This window comes from Marinobacter sp., from assembly GCF_046484525.1.
In the GTDB taxonomy this organism is placed as follows: domain Bacteria; phylum Pseudomonadota; class Gammaproteobacteria; order Pseudomonadales; family Oleiphilaceae; genus Marinobacter.
Genome location: NZ_JAWOIS010000094.1, coordinates 1 through 15,947 on the forward strand (window position 1 = coordinate 1; position 15,947 = coordinate 15,947).

General features: G+C 60.9%; 13 protein-coding genes. 6 read left to right on the plus strand and 7 right to left on the minus strand.

The features are described 5' to 3' along the window. The first annotated feature begins 62 nt into the window (after nucleotides 1–62). The 5 genes from leuS (at nucleotide 63) to R6W86_RS18585 (ending at nucleotide 5,616) form a co-directional block, all read left to right on the plus strand. On the plus strand, nucleotides 63–2,831 hold the full coding sequence (gene leuS, locus R6W86_RS18565) for a leucine--tRNA ligase (protein WP_410330829.1): 2,769 nt from the start codon (nucleotides 63–65) through the stop codon (nucleotides 2,829–2,831). Nucleotide 2,832: 1 nt separating this feature from the next. After that, on the plus strand, nucleotides 2,833–3,420 hold the full coding sequence (gene lptE, locus R6W86_RS18570) for an LPS assembly lipoprotein LptE (protein WP_410330830.1): 588 nt from the start codon (nucleotides 2,833–2,835) through the stop codon (nucleotides 3,418–3,420). After that, nucleotides 3,417–4,424, plus strand: coding sequence for a DNA polymerase III subunit delta (holA, locus tag R6W86_RS18575; RefSeq protein ID WP_410330831.1), 1,008 nt, complete (start codon nucleotides 3,417–3,419; stop codon nucleotides 4,422–4,424). The genes lptE and holA overlap by 4 nt, the downstream gene beginning before the upstream one ends. A 110-nt stretch (nucleotides 4,425–4,534) precedes the next feature. Beyond that, on the plus strand, nucleotides 4,535–4,798 hold the full coding sequence (locus tag R6W86_RS18580; protein WP_410330832.1) for a hypothetical protein: 264 nt from the start codon (nucleotides 4,535–4,537) through the stop codon (nucleotides 4,796–4,798). 182 nt (nucleotides 4,799–4,980) lie between these two features. Then, nucleotides 4,981–5,616, plus strand: coding sequence for an endonuclease (locus tag R6W86_RS18585; protein WP_410330833.1), 636 nt, complete (start codon nucleotides 4,981–4,983; stop codon nucleotides 5,614–5,616). 87 nt (nucleotides 5,617–5,703) lie between these two features. Here the strand turns inward: R6W86_RS18585 and R6W86_RS18590 are convergent, their stop codons facing one another. The 6 genes from R6W86_RS18590 to bioB form a co-directional block, all read right to left on the minus strand. Further along, a complete protein-coding gene (locus R6W86_RS18590) occupies nucleotides 5,704–7,494 on the minus strand; it encodes an acyl-CoA dehydrogenase C-terminal domain-containing protein (protein WP_410330834.1) in 1,791 nt (596 codons plus the stop codon). 205 nt (nucleotides 7,495–7,699) lie between these two features. Beyond that, nucleotides 7,700–9,499, minus strand: coding sequence for an acyl-CoA dehydrogenase C-terminal domain-containing protein (locus R6W86_RS18595; RefSeq protein ID WP_410330835.1), 1,800 nt, complete (start codon nucleotides 9,497–9,499; stop codon nucleotides 7,700–7,702). Nucleotides 9,500–9,802: 303 nt separating this feature from the next. Further along, nucleotides 9,803–10,495, minus strand: a complete 693-nt coding sequence (gene bioD / locus R6W86_RS18600) for a dethiobiotin synthase (protein ID WP_410330836.1) — start codon at nucleotides 10,493–10,495, stop codon at nucleotides 9,803–9,805. Nucleotides 10,496–10,760: 265 nt separating this feature from the next. Then, nucleotides 10,761–11,579 carry a malonyl-ACP O-methyltransferase BioC gene (gene bioC / locus R6W86_RS18605; RefSeq protein ID WP_410330837.1) on the minus strand — a complete coding sequence of 273 codons (819 nt, stop codon included), beginning with the start codon at nucleotides 11,577–11,579 and terminating at the stop codon, nucleotides 10,761–10,763. Further along, nucleotides 11,570–12,748 carry an 8-amino-7-oxononanoate synthase gene (gene bioF / locus R6W86_RS18610; protein ID WP_410330838.1) on the minus strand — a complete coding sequence of 393 codons (1,179 nt, stop codon included), beginning with the start codon at nucleotides 12,746–12,748 and terminating at the stop codon, nucleotides 11,570–11,572. The genes bioC and bioF overlap by 10 nt, the downstream gene beginning before the upstream one ends. A gap of 184 nt (nucleotides 12,749–12,932) precedes the next feature. Next, a complete protein-coding gene (gene bioB / locus R6W86_RS18615) occupies nucleotides 12,933–13,991 on the minus strand; it encodes a biotin synthase BioB (RefSeq protein ID WP_410330839.1) in 1,059 nt (352 codons plus the stop codon). Between the two features lie 68 nt (nucleotides 13,992–14,059). Here bioB and R6W86_RS18620 point away from each other — a divergent pair, with 68 nt between their 5' ends. Further along, nucleotides 14,060–14,776: a ComF family protein gene (locus tag R6W86_RS18620; RefSeq protein ID WP_410330840.1), complete on the plus strand. Its 717-nt coding sequence runs from the start codon at nucleotides 14,060–14,062 to the stop codon at nucleotides 14,774–14,776. Nucleotides 14,777–14,796: 20 nt separating this feature from the next. On the opposite strand, the gene R6W86_RS18625 is transcribed toward R6W86_RS18620, so the two are convergent. Next, nucleotides 14,797–15,909, minus strand: coding sequence for an NAD(P)/FAD-dependent oxidoreductase (locus R6W86_RS18625; RefSeq protein ID WP_410330841.1), 1,113 nt, complete (start codon nucleotides 15,907–15,909; stop codon nucleotides 14,797–14,799). Between the last annotated feature and the right edge of the window lie 38 nt (nucleotides 15,910–15,947).

Consider the following 15,947-nt stretch of genomic DNA (forward strand, 5'->3'; position numbering starts at 1 on the left):
CTTCGAGGTCATCGGGGGTGAGCTGCTTGTTGATGCGGAAGTCGTAGTAGAAGCCGTCCTCGATGGCCGGCCAAAGCACGCTGGTGCGCCTGTTGGGGCGGCTCTACGAACCGCAGGACGGCGAAATCCTGTTCGACGGGCACAACATCACCCAGGTAGCGCTCAAATCCCTGCGCGGTCAAATCGCCTGGGTTCCGCAGGATACCGGCCTGTTCGCCACCACGATCAGCGAAAATCTGCGTTACGGGCGGCTGGACGCCACCCCCGCCGAGATCGAAGCCGCCGCGCAGGCGCACTGGCAAGCCAGCGGCGCCTTCCGCGTGACCGAGGACGAAAGCCGTCCGAAGTTCTACGCCTGCAGCATGCTGCCCTACCCCAGCGGCAAGCTGCACATGGGCCATGTGCGCAACTACACCATCAACGACATGCTCACGCGCTACCTGCGCATGAACGCATACAACGTGCTCATGCCCATGGGCTGGGATGCCTTTGGCTTGCCCGCAGAAAATGCCGCGCTCAAAAACGGTGTGCCCCCCGCCCAGTGGACGCGCGCCAACATCCCCTACATGAAAAAACAGATGCAGGCCATGGGCCTGGCCATCGACTGGAGCCGTGAGGTGGCCACCTGCGACCCCAGCTATTACAAGTGGAACCAGTGGCTGTTTTTGAAGATGCTGGACAAGGGCATCGCCTACCGCAAGACCCAGGTGGTGAACTGGGACCCGGTGGACCAGACCGTGCTGGCCAACGAGCAGGTGGTTGACGGTCGTGGCTGGCGCTCCGGTGCGCTGGTGGAGCAGAAGAAGATTCCCCAGTGGTTCATCCGCATTACCGATTATGCCGAGGAACTGCTGAACGATCTGGAAGACATGGATGGCTGGCCCGAGCAGGTCAAGACCATGCAGCGGAACTGGATCGGCAAGTCCGAAGGTACCGAGCTGAGCTTCCCGCTGAAGGATCGTGATGAAGGCCTGACCGTCTACACCACCCGCCCTGACACCCTGATGGGCGTAAGTTATATGGCCGTTGCCGCCGAGCATCCGCTGGCGAAGGAAGCGGCGGAGCGTCACCGCGACGTGGCTGAATTCGTGGATGAGTGCCGTAACAGCAAGGTGGCCGAGGCCGAGCTGGCCACCATGGAGAAGAAAGGTATCGATACCGGCTTCAAGGCGGTTCATCCGCTGACCCAGGAAGAAATCCCGGTCTGGATCGCCAACTTCGTGCTGATGGACTACGGCACCGGCGCCCTGATGGCCGTACCAGGTCATGATGAGCGGGACCACGAATTTGCCCTGAAATACCGGCTGCCGATCAAGCAGGTCATTGCTGCCCGGGATGGTCGCGAGATCGATGTCCAGGAGAAGGCCTTTACCGAGAAGGGCACTCTGGTGTCTTCCGGCAAGTACAGCGGGCTGACCAGCGAGGAAGCCTTCGACGAGATCGCGAAGTACCTGGAAGACAACGGCATCGGCAAGCGCACCGTCAATTACCGCCTGCGTGACTGGGGCGTCTCCCGCCAGCGCTACTGGGGCGCGCCGATCCCGATGATGTCACTGGAAGACGGTACCGAAATGCCGGTGCCCGATGACCGCCTGCCGGTTCGCCTGCCGGAAAACGTCGAAATGGACGGCGTCCAGTCTCCGATCAAGGCCGATCCGGAGTGGTGCAAGACTGAATACAATGGCCAGCCGGCGACCCTGGAGACCGATACCTTCGACACCTTCATGGAGTCGTCCTGGTATTACGCACGGTTCTGCAGTCCCAACTACGACAAGGGCATGCTGGACCCGGCGGCCGCCAATTACTGGCTGCCGGTTGACCAGTACATCGGTGGTATCGAGCACGCCATCCTGCACCTGCTCTATGCCCGTTTCTTCCACAAGCTGCTTCGGGATGTGGGCCTGGTGAACAGCTCCGAGCCGTTCAAGCGCCTGCTGACCCAGGGCATGGTGCTGGCCGAGACCTACTATCGTAACGACGAGAACGGCGGCAAGACCTGGTTCAATCCGGCGGATGTGACCGTCGAGCGGGATGGCAAGGGCCAGGTGGTCCGGGCGGTACTCGCTTCTGACGGTGAGCCGGTGGAGATCGGCGGCGTCACCAAGATGTCCAAGTCCAAGAACAACGGCATTGATCCGCAGGCCATCATTGACGAATTTGGCGCCGACACCGTCCGACTGTTCATGATGTTCGCGGCCCCGCCCGAGCAGTCCCTGGAGTGGTCCGACAGCGGCGTCGAGGGTGCCCACCGGTTCCTGAAGCGCCTGTGGCGGATGGTGAACGAGCACACCGCCGGCGGCCCGGCTCCGGCGGTGGACGTGGCAGCGCTGAACGATGCCCAGAAGGATCTGCGTCGCAAGACCCACGAAACCATTGCCAAGGTCAGTGACGACATCAGCCGCCGGCTGACCTTCAACACCGCGATTGCCGCCGTGATGGAGCTACTGAACGAGGTTGGCAAACTGGGTAATGACGAGCCCCAGAGCCGCGCGGTTCGCCAGGAGGCCCTGGACACTGCGGTGCTGGTGTTGTCTCCGATCGTTCCGCACATCTGTCACCAGCTCTGGCAGGGCCTGGGGCACGAGGAGCCCGTGGTCGAGGCGTCCTGGCCGAAAGCGAATGAGAAGGCGATGGTACGTAGCCAGATCCAGGTGGTGCTGCAGGTCAATGGCAAGGTCCGGGCCAAGGAAGACGTTCCGGCGGATATCGCCAAGGCGGATCTGGAAAAGCTGGCCCTGGAGAACGAGAACGTCATGCGCTTTACCGAGGGCAAGACCGTTCGCAAGGTCATCGTGGTCCCCGGCAAGCTCGTGAACGTGGTGGCCAACTGATATGACTCTCCGCCCTGTCCGGAAAACCGTGGCTGTTCGGGCTACTGCGCTGGTTCTAACCGCGGTGCTGACCGGCTGCGGCTTTCAGTTGCGGGGTACCTCGCCGGTGCCGGCGGCACTGCAACCGCTGGCCGTGAACTGCGGTTCGCAGATCCCGGACACGCTGTGCCTGTCCGTAAAGGAGCAACTGGAGTTGGGCGGACTTGAAACCGCTGACGCGGCGAACGCCGCCTATGTCCTGGGCCTGAAGTCCTACTCCCAGGATCGCCGGGCCTCCGCCATTACTGTCCGGGCGGCGGCCGCCGAATATACCCTGACCCAGGCTGTCAGCATTGAGCTGATCACAGATGATCGGATCCCGCTGATCGCAGACACCGAGCTGAGTGTTCGGGAGAGCTACCGGTACGATGAAACCAATATCCTGGCCAAGCAACGGGAACAGGACGAGCTGGAGCAGCGCATGAACGACCGGCTGGCCCAACAGATCCTGTTCCGCCTGGCACCGATGACGGAAGCCCGGATACAGGCGATCCGCGAGGATTACCGGGCTGACGACCCACCGGCAGAACCTGACGCCGATCACCCATGAAGACCCAACCGGCCCAGCTCCCCCAACTGCTCAAGAAAGGTCTGGCTCCGGTGTATCTGGTTTCCGGAGACGAACCCCTGCTGGTACAGGAGTGCTGCGACCAGATCCGCAAGGCGGCACGGGAAGCGGGGTTTCATGACCGCCTGACCTTCCATGCCGACCATCAGCTGAATTGGAGCACGGTGGCGGATGAGTTCAATGCCATGTCCCTGTTCGCCGAGAAACGCCGTATCGAGATCCACCTGCCTACGGGCAAGCTCGGTGATGGCCGCTCGGTACTCGAACAGATGCTGCAGCAGCCTCCCGAAGACATCATCCTGCTGCTGATCAGCACCCGTCTGGATGCCGCCGAAACCCGGCGCAAGTGGTACAAGGAGCTGCAGGGCAAGGGTGTCCATGTACCGGTCTGGCCGGTGGACGCCGACAAGTTCGAGGGCTGGCTGCAGCAGCGTGCCAACCGTCAGGGTCTGCACCTGACCCGGAGTGCTCTGGCCATGCTTGCGGAACGACTTGAGGGCAATCTGCTGGCCGCCAGCCAGGAGTTGGACCGATTGGCTCTGGTGACCAATGGCAACACCATCGACGAGGAAACCATTGAGCAGGCGGTTCAGGACAGCTCCCGCTTCAATGGCTTTGAACTGGTGCTCGAACTGCTCGCGGGGAGAGCGCCCCATGCCGGAAAAATGATCGGGGTGCTGCAACAGGAAGGCGAAAATCCGCTGGGCCTGCTGGCCGTGCTGAACCGGGATCTCAACCTGGTAGCCGAGCTTCGGGCAGCGACGGGCCAGGGCGAGAATCCTGCCGCCTTCCTGAAAAAACGAGGCGTGTTCCAGCCCCAACGTGCACGGGTGCTCGAGCGTGCCGCCCGCCGTCTGAGCCCGGGGCAACTGCAACAGGCCACCGGCCTGTGCAGCCAGATCGACCGCGCGGCCAAGGGTTTCGATGATCTCTCCCCCTGGCATTACCTACGGGATATTTCCGCACTTCTCTCCGTAAAACCGTGACCTGAATCAATCGGCTGAGGTCCGTTCATGTTCAGGCTATTCCCGTACTTGACAGTTTTTCCGGTTCAGGCGCATTGTTATCGCACCATCTAACCAAGGAGGTGCCTGAAATGAGTGTTCAAGAAGAACTCAAGAAACTGTCGGAAAAAATCAAACAGTACCGGGACGAAGCCCGTGTTCAGCTCCATCTGGCCCGCGAAGACGTCAAGGACGAGTGGGATGACCTGGAGCAGGATTGGGACCGGTTCCGCAACAAGATGGACCAGATTCTGCACGATACCGAGAATGCCAGCCAGGAAGCCCGTCAGACTGCGCAAAAACTCGGCGAAGACCTGAAGACCGGCTACCAGAATATCCGCAACAAGCTCAAGTAAACCGACCGCGACCCGCCACAGGGTCGCAAATTCCTGACCAGAAGACCCTCGCACCGAGGGTCTTTGTGCCATACTCCACGATACAAGTGAACGAAGCGTCAGACCTTCCGAGTTCGGACTGTCCGCAGTGACAGGCCTGAACGGACAGGGTGCTTCCAGACACTGCGAGGTATAAATGGAGTATGAAAAAGCTTCCGATCCTTTCCGCCGCCTTCCTCCTGCTGATCGCCACCACCGTCGTTATCGGCCAGAACACCCGATTCAGTGATCCGGATACCGTCATCAAGGACCAGTTCTGGGGCAAACTGTACGCCGATGGCGGGAAATCGTTTTTCTGCGATACACCCTTCACCAGCAAGGGTTTCCTGCTGACCAATGGCTATGTGTACCCCCTGGCGGATATTCGCAGCGCCCTTTCCTGCGGGACCTCACGACAGTGCGAGCAGGACAACCGCTACCGTCAGATCGCCTCGGACCTGCACAACATGGTCCCGGTGCGTAATCGGATCGAAATGCAGCGCCGCAACGTTCGCTACGACAACATCGGCGATGTTGCCAAGCCCGATGAGTGTGGTATCCGGGCCAGCGCCCAGTTTTTCGAGCCACCTGAGCGAGTGAAGGGCGATGTGGCGCGGACCATGGCCTACATGGTCACCACCTATGACCTGCCCTGGCTGGGGGCTACCTCCGTGTTCACGGGCTGGAACCGGCTGGATCCCCCGGATGACAACGAACTGACCCGCCACCGCCGCATCGCGGAAATCCAGGGCAACGAAAACCCGTTTGTGAATAATCCGGAGCAGCTGGGACAGCTCTGACCAGATTGGCCCGCAGCGACGGAGCCCGGAAAAAGAAAAGGCAGGTCCTCGGACCTGCCTTTTACGTTCCAGACCGTCAGACAGCGATCAGAACTCTTCTGCGGTCAGCGCCATCATGGCATCGCTGCCACTGCGGATGCCTTCCGCCAGGGAGACCGTCTTCGGCAGCAGGCGGTCAAAGTAGAAGCGCGCAGTCTTCACCTTGCCGGAATAGAAACCGGAGGTGTCACCTGCCGCCCGGGGCGCAGCCGCCTTGACGATCCTCGCCCACATGTAACCCAGGGCTGTCAGGCCGAACAGGTCCAGGTAATCCACCGAAGCGGCACCGACCGCATCCGGCGAGTTGCCGGCCTGGCCGAGGACATGCTCGGTTACGTCATCAAGACGCTCCACCGCAGCGGCCAGCGGCTCCAGGAACGGGTGCAGGTGCTCGTTGTCGGCATTTTGCTCCAGGAAATTGGCCACGTCCTGGGCGAACAGTTCGTAAAGCTTACCCTGGCTACCCACCACCTTGCGCCCCATCAGATCCAGCGCCTGGATGCCGTTGGTACCCTCGTAGATCTGGGTAATCCGACAGTCCCGGACCAGCTGTTCCTGGCCCCACTCACGGACGAAACCGTGGCCACCAAATACCTGCTGACCAAGGATACAGGCCTCGAGACCGCGGTCGGTCAGGAATGCCTTGGCCACCGGTGTGAGCAGCGCCACCATACCCTCGGCGTGCTCGCGACGCTCGTCGTCATCCGCGTACTTGGAGATATCCAGCCACTGGGCCACATAGGTGGAGAAGGCACGACCACCTTCAACATAGCCCTTCATCGTCAGCAGCATGCGGCGCACGTCCGGATGCACGATGATCGGGTCAGCGGCCTTTTCGGGCTGCTGGGCACCGGTCGGGGCACGGCTCTGGATACGGTCCAGGGCGTATTCACGGGCATTCTGCAGGGAAGCTTCGGCAGCACCGATACCCTGGATGCCTACGCCCAGGCGCTCGTAGTTCATCATGGTGAACATGGCGGCCAGACCCTTGTTCTCCTCGCCGACCAGCCAGCCCTTGGCGCCGTCGAAGTTCATGACGCAGGTGGCGGAACCCTTGATGCCCATCTTCTTCTCGATGGAGCCACAGCTGAAGCTGTTGCGCTCACCCAGGGAGCCGTCCTCGTTCACCAGGAACTTGGGCACCAGGAACAGGGAAATACCCTTCGGCCCCTTCGGCGCGTCCGGGAGCCTGGCCAGCACAAGGTGGATGATATTCTCCGCCATATCGTGCTCGCCCCAGGTGATGAAGATCTTGGTGCCGGTGACATTGAACGAGCCGTCATCATTGGGCTCGGCCTTGGTACGGATGATGCCCAGGTCGGTGCCGGCGTGAGGCTCGGTCAGGTCCATGGCACCGGACCAGACACCGGAATACATGTTGGGCAGGTATTTCTCCTTCAGCTCCTGGCTGCCGTGGGCATCCAGGGCCAGGCAGGCACCGGCGGTCAGCATCGGGGCCAGACCAAAGGCCATGTTGGCGCCCTGCATCATTTCCTCGAACTGGGCCACCAGCGTCTTGGGCATGCCCATGCCACCAAATTCCGGGTTACCACCCAGACCGTTCCAGCCACCTTCCACGATGGTCTGGTAGGCTTCCTTGAAGCCGTCCGGGGCGGTCACTTCGCCGTTATCCCACTTGCTGCCCTGCTCATCCGCTTCGCGGTTCAGGGGAGCCAGAACGCCACCGGCGATCTTGCCGGCCTCCTCCAGGATGGCATCCGCGGTTTCGGGGTCCACGTTCTCGGCCACCTTGGGCAGGGATGCCCAAAGCGCAGGCGCATCAAATACTTCATTCAGCACGAAGCGAATGTCACGTAACGGTGCCTGATATTCAGCCATTTGAAACTCTCCACAAAATTCCAGTCAGTCTTTGCAGGGTGCGGGAGGTCTTACTCCTGATCGCGACGCCTGCTCGGCTATGTGTCCGCTGAAAGTTATGTTGTTATGGGCCGGTATTTTACCCGAAACCCCGTCGGAACACATGAAAAAAGCCCGCCTCCGGGGAGCACGGGCTTTCTGGGTCGCAACGCTAACGAAGCCCGCCTCAGATGGCGAAAGCTTCTTCCGGCATGTCCAGCAGCGTATCCGCGCCGGCCAGCATGGTTTCAGCGTGCGCCTTGGTCCGCGGCAACATGCGCTTGAAGTAGAAGCGCGCTGTCTGGACCTTGGCGTTGTAGAACATTTCCTCGGTGGTACCCTCAACCATCTTGTCCAGGGCCACTTTGGCCATACGGGCCCACAGGTAGGCGAATACTGCGTAACCGGAGTACATCAGGTAGTCCACGGAGGCCGCACCCACTTCCTCGCGGTTCTTCATGGCGGCCATGCCAACCTTGGTGGTCAGCTCGCCCCACTCCTTGTTGATCGCGGCCAGCGGCTCGATGAATTCCTTCAGCTGCTCGTTATCCGCGTTCTCCTTGCAGAATACGTGTACCAGCTTGGTGAAGCCCTTGAGGGATTCGCCCTGGGTCATCAGGACCTTACGGCCCAAAAGATCCAGTGCCTGGATACCGGTGGTACCCTCGTAGATCATGCCGATACGCGAGTCACGGACGTTCTGCTCCATGCCCCACTCGGAGATGAAGCCGTGGCCACCGAAGACCTGCATACCAAGGTTGGCGGACTCGTAACCGATCTCGGTCAGGAATGCCTTGGCGATCGGAGTCAGGAACCCCAGCAGCGCATCAGCCTGCTTGCGCTCTTCCTCGGTCTTGCCACTGTGAACCACGTCCACCTGCTGGCCGGCCAGGTAAATCAGGGCACGGGCACCCTCGGCCACGGTCTTCTGGGTCAGCAGCATGCGGCGCACGTCCGGATGCACGATGATCGGATCGGCAATGCCGTCCGGGTTCTTCGGACCGCTCAGGGAACGCATGGCCAGACGCTCTTTGGAGTATGCCAGAGAACCCTGGAAGCCAAGCTCTGCCGCACCCAGACCCTGGATGGCGGTACCGATACGGGCGGTGTTCATGAAGGTGAACATGCAGTTCAGGCCCTTGTTCTCCGGCCCGATCAGCCAGCCCTTGGCGCCGTCGAAGTTCATGACGCAGGTGGCGTTGCCGTGGATGCCCATCTTGTGCTCGAGGGAGCCACAGGAAACAGCGTTACGCTCACCGGCAGAGCCGTCTTCGTTCGGCAGTTGCTTGGGTACGATGAACAGGGAGATACCCTTGGTACCTTCCGGCGCACCCGGCAGGCGGGCCAGAACGATATGAACGATGTTCTCGGCCATATCGTGCTCGCCGGCGGAGATAAAGATCTTGGTACCGGTGATGCTGTAGGTGCCGTCGGCGTTGGGCTCGGCCTTGGCGCGCAGGGTGCCCAGGTCGGAACCGCAGTGCGGCTCGGTCAGACACATGGTGCCGGTCCACTCACCGCTGATCAGTTTGGTCAGGTAGGTCTGTTTCTGCTCTTCGGTGCCGTGGGCTTCGATGGTGTTGGTGGCACCATGGCTCAAGCCCGGGTACATGCCCCACGACCAGTTGGCGGTACCCACCATTTCGCTCATGACCAGGCCGAGTGAATGCGGCAGGCCCTGGCCACCGTAGTTGGGATCGGCGGTCATGGACGGCCAGCCACCTTCCACGTACTGCTGGTAAGCTTCCTTGAAGCCGGTCGGTGTCTTCACACCGTCTTCGCTCAAGGTGCAGCCTTCCCGGTCACCCACCTGGTTCAACGGAGACAGTACCTGCTCACAGAACTTTGCACCTTCCTGGATAATGGCGTCCACCATATCGGGAGTGGCGTCTTCGGCACCTTCCAGACTGGCGTAGTGCTGCTCGCTGTCCAGCAGCTCGTTCATAACAAATTTGATGTCACGCAGGGGCGCTTTGTATTCAGGCATGGAATCCACCTCGGTTCTCGGTCTCAGCTGAAACAGGGTTAACAGCCTTTGGCCTTGGTTTGCTCAGGCACCCCAGCGACACACGCCGAGGCCTTAATTAAACACTTGTTTGAAACATACGTTTACTGGCACGGAATTGTCAATAGCCGGACGGAAAATTTGTGTGGGGTGGCCGGCCATCCGGGCACAGGAAGATCCCCTGCGCTGGTGACGGGAGAGGTTTCGGGGAATGTTCCAGGGCTGATGGGGGGGGGGCGAAGGGGCCGGCCGCTTTGGTGGCAGCCGGCATACCGTCAGGTCGGTTCAGGATTCAAACAGTGGGCCGATATTGAGGTAGCGCACCAGAGCGGCGGGCTTCGGCTGTTCGAGCCACGGCAGGACCCCGAGGCAGGGGGTGCCGAGATGGGTGGACAGGTAATTGAGGGTTTCCTGTTCGCAGTCCATGGCCTCGCTTTCGACGCGGTTGGCGACCCAGCCCGCAACAGCGAGGCCATCCGAGCGTATGGCTTCGGCGCTCAATAAGGCATGGTTGATGCAGCCGAGTTTGAGGGCGACGACGAGGATGACGGGCATGTCCAGTTCACGGGGCATGGCGGCGTAGGTTTCCCGGTCGTTCAGGGGCACCCGCCAGCCACCGGCGCCTTCGACGAGCAACAGGTCCGCAGGCTGGATCTGGAGCCCTCGGCAGAAGCCGACCAGGCGCTGGGCAGTGACGGTTTTGCCGGCTTGCTGGGCGGCGACGTGGGGGGCAATGGCCGGTTCCAGGGCGATGGGGTTGATCTGGTCATAGGGGAGTTTTTCGGTAATGGCCTGCTGGAGCATCAGGGCATCTTCGTTGCGGAGGCCTTCGGGGGTCTGGTCGCAGCCGGAGGCGATGGGCTTCATGGCCAGGGTGCGTTTGCCCTGGGCTTTGGCGGCCTCGAGTATGGCGGCAGAGACCATGGTTTTGCCGACGCCGGTGTCAGTGCCGGTTACGAAATAGCTTTTTTTGGCCATCTTGGGCGTAACTCTCTTAAAATTTTTACTTTGGGTGGAAGCTCAGGAGGAGGAATCCCTTTCCAGGACACGCTACGAGCACCCCTTCGGGGTCCAGCCAGCAATCATAGATTGCTGTCGTTCGGCTGTCGCATGAAGCTTCGCTTCATAAACGCTCGGCCTCACCCATGTGCGCTTGTTTCGGGCCGTCCCTGGCCCTCAACAGTCCTGGAAAGAGATTCCTCCTCCTGAGCCCCGACCACCAGTTGTTACCAACTTCCCGAATTCAGATTCGCCAATACATCCAACCGGCCACGTAGCTGGCAACACATCCGTGCTTGTCCAACCCCGGATAGGCACCACACATTGCCTTATATCGACCTGGAGAAGTCACCAACTTTCGACGTCCTTCCCCTTTGAAACCAGCCCCAAGCAACTTTAATTCCCGATTCAGAGCCATGGGAGAATCATAAGGCAAACGAATGGTTTCGGTGACAAGCTCGGCACCCGGCAAATTATCACCTGCCAAACGCTGCCAGCATTCAGGTTTCTCAAACTGGTTCACATGGGATTGACCAGGATCTGCCACCGACCAGGCCTGTTTCAGTTCCCGAAGAGTGCCGTCCAACAAGGTGGATACGGCCAGTCGTCCGTCCGGTTTGAGAAGCCGGCGGCAATGGGCCAGGACTGTTCCTGGGTGCTGGCACCACTGGATCATCAGGTTGCTGAAAATCAGGTCAAAGGTGTCCGATGTAAACGGCAGGGATTCGGCATCGGCGGTGAGCCATTCGATGCTTTCCGGGCTTGAGGACCTGGCCTTTTCGATCATACCAGGCGAGAGGTCCACGCCGATAATTTGCGCTTCCGGGAAACGTTTCTGCAGCTCTCGGGTAAACCAGCCAGTGCCACAGCCGAGGTCGAGGATGGTACGCGGAGCTACGTTTTGCTGAGCCAATCGCGCCAGCATGGCTTCCCCCATCAGGCGCTGCAGGCGGGAGGCCTGGTCATAAGTGTCGGATGCCTTACCGAATTCCCTGGCGATATCGCTCTTGGCGGCCGGAACGGGCTGGCCCGGTGACTCTGGCGGTGTCCGGATCACGCCCATGCGGTCTCCGGGGCATTTATCAGCGACCGGCACTCTTCCAGTGCCGTCAGCAGGCGGTCGACGTCGGCCATCCGGTGCGCGGCGCTCAGGGTGACCCGCAGCCTCGCCTCGCCGGCGGGAACGGTTGGCGGGCGGATGGCGGTTACCAGCAGCCCCCGGTCTTCCAGTGCCTTGCTCAACGCCAGGGCGGCTTCGTTGGTGCCGGCCATGATCGGCTGGATCGGGGTTTGGGACACCATCAGTTCATAACCCAGCGCCCGCGCCCCCGTCCGGAATCGGTCAATCAGGGAGTCCAGATGCGAACGCAGGTAATCGCCCCGTTCGATGACATCCAGACTGGTGCAGGTTGCCATGGCAACCGCAGGCGGCATCGCGGTGGTGTAGATATAGGTCCGGGCTTTCTGGACCAGATAATCCATCAGCAATTCCGACCCGGCCACAAACGCGCCACTGGTACCCACAGCTTTGCCAAGGGTGCCAATCAGAATCGGCACGTCCTCTTCGGTAAGTCCGGCATCCAGCACACTGCCGCGACCCTCCGGACCGAGAACACCGATGCCATGGGCATCGTCAACGATCAGCAAGGCATCGTGCTCTCGGCACACACGGGCCAACTCCCGCAGCGGTGCAACATCCCCGTCCATGCTGAACACACCGTCGGTCACCACCAGCTTGTGGCCACTCGTCTCCGCCAGCATGGCCTCCAGGGCAGCCACATCACCATGCCCATACCGCCGGATCCGTGCCCGACTGAGGATGCAGCCATCGATGATCGAGGCGTGGTTCAGCCGGTCCGAGAAAATCGTATCGCCACGGCCTGCCAGCGCGGAAATAACGCCCATGTTGGCCATATAGCCGGTGGAGAAGAACAGGGCGGAACTGCGACGGGTAAACTTTGCCAGACGCTCTTCCAACTGGTGGTGGGCGTCGTGGTGGCCACAGATCAGGTGGGAGGCGGCGCCGCCGAGACCGGTTTCAGCGAGGGCGCTTTTCAGGGTTTCAATGTTGGCAGGATGGTTAGCCAGACCCAGGTAATCGTTGCTGCAGAACGACAACAACGGCTTGCCATCGGCTATCAGCTCGGGCTGTTGCGGGCCCGACACCAGCCGACGAGTACGGTACAACCCGGCCTGTTTCCGGTCTTCAATCTCTTTGGCAAAGTTACGCATCGCTGTCCGACCATTAGCGCGTTGAGGTTAACTGCCAACTTCGGGTGAAGGTCGGGAGCTTCTTTCCGGGACTGTTGAGGGCCATGGACGGCCCGAAACAAGCGCACATGGATGTGCTCGTAGCGTGTCCCGGAAAGAAGCTCCCGACCTTCACTTGCGCCGAAGCCCAAGCGAAAAGACCAACTCAGGCAGACTCCCGAGTAGCGTCATAAAACATATGCCGGGTCGCCTCATACTCCACCGCCTCGGCAATCGCCTCTTCCTCCTGCTCCTCGGTCGCACACTGCTCCCGCTGCTCAGGCCGAATTCCCAGCTTACGGAACAACTGCATATCCGCATCCGCCTCCGGATTCGAAGTGGTCAAAAGCTTTTCGCCATAAAAGATCGAATTCGCCCCCGCCATGAAACACAGCGCCTGCATCTGCTCATTCATCTGCTCACGACCGGCAGACAGCCGCACATGGGAAGCCGGCATCATGATCCGCGCCACCGCGATGATCCGGATAAACTCGAACGGATCCAGATCCTCAACGGCCTCCAGCGGCGTGCCCTTCACCTTCACCAGCATATTCACCGGCACACTCTCCGGATGCTGTGGCAGGTTAGCGAGCTGAACCAGAAGACCGACCCGATCGTCCTCATCCTCGCCCATACCCATGATGCCCCCGCAGCATACCTTCATCCCTGCCTTGCGCACGTTATCCAGGGTATCCAGGCGATCCTGATAGGTACGGGTAGTGATGATGTGGTTGTAGAACTTCTCGGAGGTGTCGAGGTTATGGTTGTAGTAATCCAGACCGGCATCCGCCAGCTCTTGCGCCTGCTCTTCCTGCAACATGCCCAAAGTCATACAGGTTTCCAGGCCCAGGGACTTCACCTCCCGGATCATATCCAGCACATAGGGCATGTCCTTCTTCGTCGGACTGCGCCATGCGGCACCCATGCAGAAGCGGGAAGCGCCCTTCTCCCGGGCAGCCCGGGCCTCGGCGACCACCTTCTCGATCTCCAGCAGCTTTTCCTTCTCAAGCCCGGTGTTGTAATGACCGCTCTGGGGGCAATACTTGCAGTCCTCCGGGCAGGCGCCGGTCTTGATGGACAAGAGGGTACTGACCTGAACCTCATTGGGATCGAAATGCTGCCGGTGCACGCTCTGGGCACGGAACAGCAGGTCATTGAAAGGCAGTTCGAAAAGTGCGCGGGCTTCCTGGAGCGTCCAATCGTGACGCAGTTCATTCGCGGTCATGTTCAAGTCCTGTTAACCTTTCCCGGTATCTGGGTTTACGGATGAAACAGATGATAAAGGGACTGAACTTGCTGTCAACCTTAAAGGAGTTAAAGGTTAACAGCTGCGCAAAAGCAGGACGTTGCGTTGCCTGCCTGTCTGCCAATGCCTTTCATGGCCTGTGCGCCCCCTGCAGGGCCGATCTGCCGGTTAACCGCTGGAGCTGTTTCAACTGCGGCCTGCCCCTTCCGTGGGCGGCAGACAACCTGCGATGCGGCGAATGCAGCAAGGAGCCACCGCCGTTCGAGCGTGCCAGGATTCCCTGGCGCTACCAGTTTCCGGTGGACGGCATGATTGGCCGGTACAAGTACCATGGCCAACGGAAATTCGCCCGGCCTCTGGTGGCAGACTTCGGCCAATTCCTGGCGGACCAGCTGGCCGCCGATCCGGACAGCATGCCCGACCTGCTGGTGCCTGCGCCTATGCACCCGAAACGCCGTCGAAAACGGGGATTCAACCAGGCCGCGGACATTGCCGAACAGCTGGGACGGCAACTGGGAATTCCCCTTGATGTCGGCCTGGTCCGGCGAGTGAAACAGGTGCAGTCCCAGCGCGGGCTCTACAGAACGCAGCGGCTGGCTAACCTGAGGGACGTTTTCGAGGTGCGGGGTGCACCACCGGCGCGCGTGGCGATTGTGGATGACGTTGTAACCACCGGCGCCACGGCCCGGGCCCTGGCCCTGAAACTGAAATCAGCGGGTGCCCAGGTCGTGGAAATCTGGGCACTGGCCAGGACGCCCGGCTAAGCATTGACCGAAGCCGGTTGTCAGGCCAACTGCTCCCGGACCAGCTCCGCGATGGCAAGGCAGGAAGTCAGCCCGGGAGACTCGATACCGAACAGGTTGACCAGCCCGGGAATGCCATGCTCCCCTGGCCCATCGATCCGGAAATCAAAGAAGCCACCCTCCGGTCCCTTGAGCTTAGGCCGGATCCCGGCATAGGCGGGTTGGAGGCGCGACGGGTCCAGACCGGGCCACCACTGCCGGACGCCTTCGGAAAAACGGTGGACGCGCTTCGGGTCCAAGGTGTAATCCTCGGCTTCGATCCACTCCACATCCGGGCCGAAACGGGCCTGCCCCGCCAGGTCCAGGGTGAGGTGGACACCCAGTCCGCCCGCTTCTGGCACGGGGTAGATCAGGCTGTCGAACGAGTGCCGGCCACTGTAGGAAAAGTACACGCCCCGGGCCAACCATTGTTCCGGTCGCTGGCTTTCCGGGAGCCCTTGCCAGTTCTCCGCCAGGCCCGGCGCTCCCAGCCCCGCCGCATTGATAACCTCATCGGCAACCAGCGTGCAGGCCGAATCCCCTCCCACAATCAGGCGGTGGCGCCCATGCTCAGACACGGCCGAACGCACCGGAGACTTCAGCACCAACTGGCCGCCATGATCTTCCAGCTCACCGAGAAGGGACAGCATCAGACCGTGGGAATCGATGATCCCGGTTTCTCCAGACCACAGCGCCGCCTCCACCCGAATTTCCGGTACCCGTGCGCGAACGTTCGTGCCGTCAACCAGCTCAAGCGGCACCCCATTGCGCGCCGCCGCGCTCTGGATCTCCGCCAGCTTCGCCTGCTGGTCGGCACTGGTTGCCACAATCCATTTGCCACACTTTCGGTGCCCCACGTTGCGACTGGCGCAGTAATCATAGAGCTGCCGACGGCCAGCCACGCACAGACGGGCCTTGAGGGTACCCTCCGGATAATAGATGCCGGCGTGGATAACTTCGCTGTTGCGGGAAGAAACACCCTCGCCAAACCGGATACCGGATTCCAGGACGATGACATCGCGGCCAGCCATCGCCAGCGTCCGGGCCACAGCGAGACCGACCACACCGGCACCGATTACCACTGTCTGAGTTTCCAGGATTTCCGATTCCGTCACCCGCAATGCCTCCCCCGATATAACGCCAAATGCCCGGT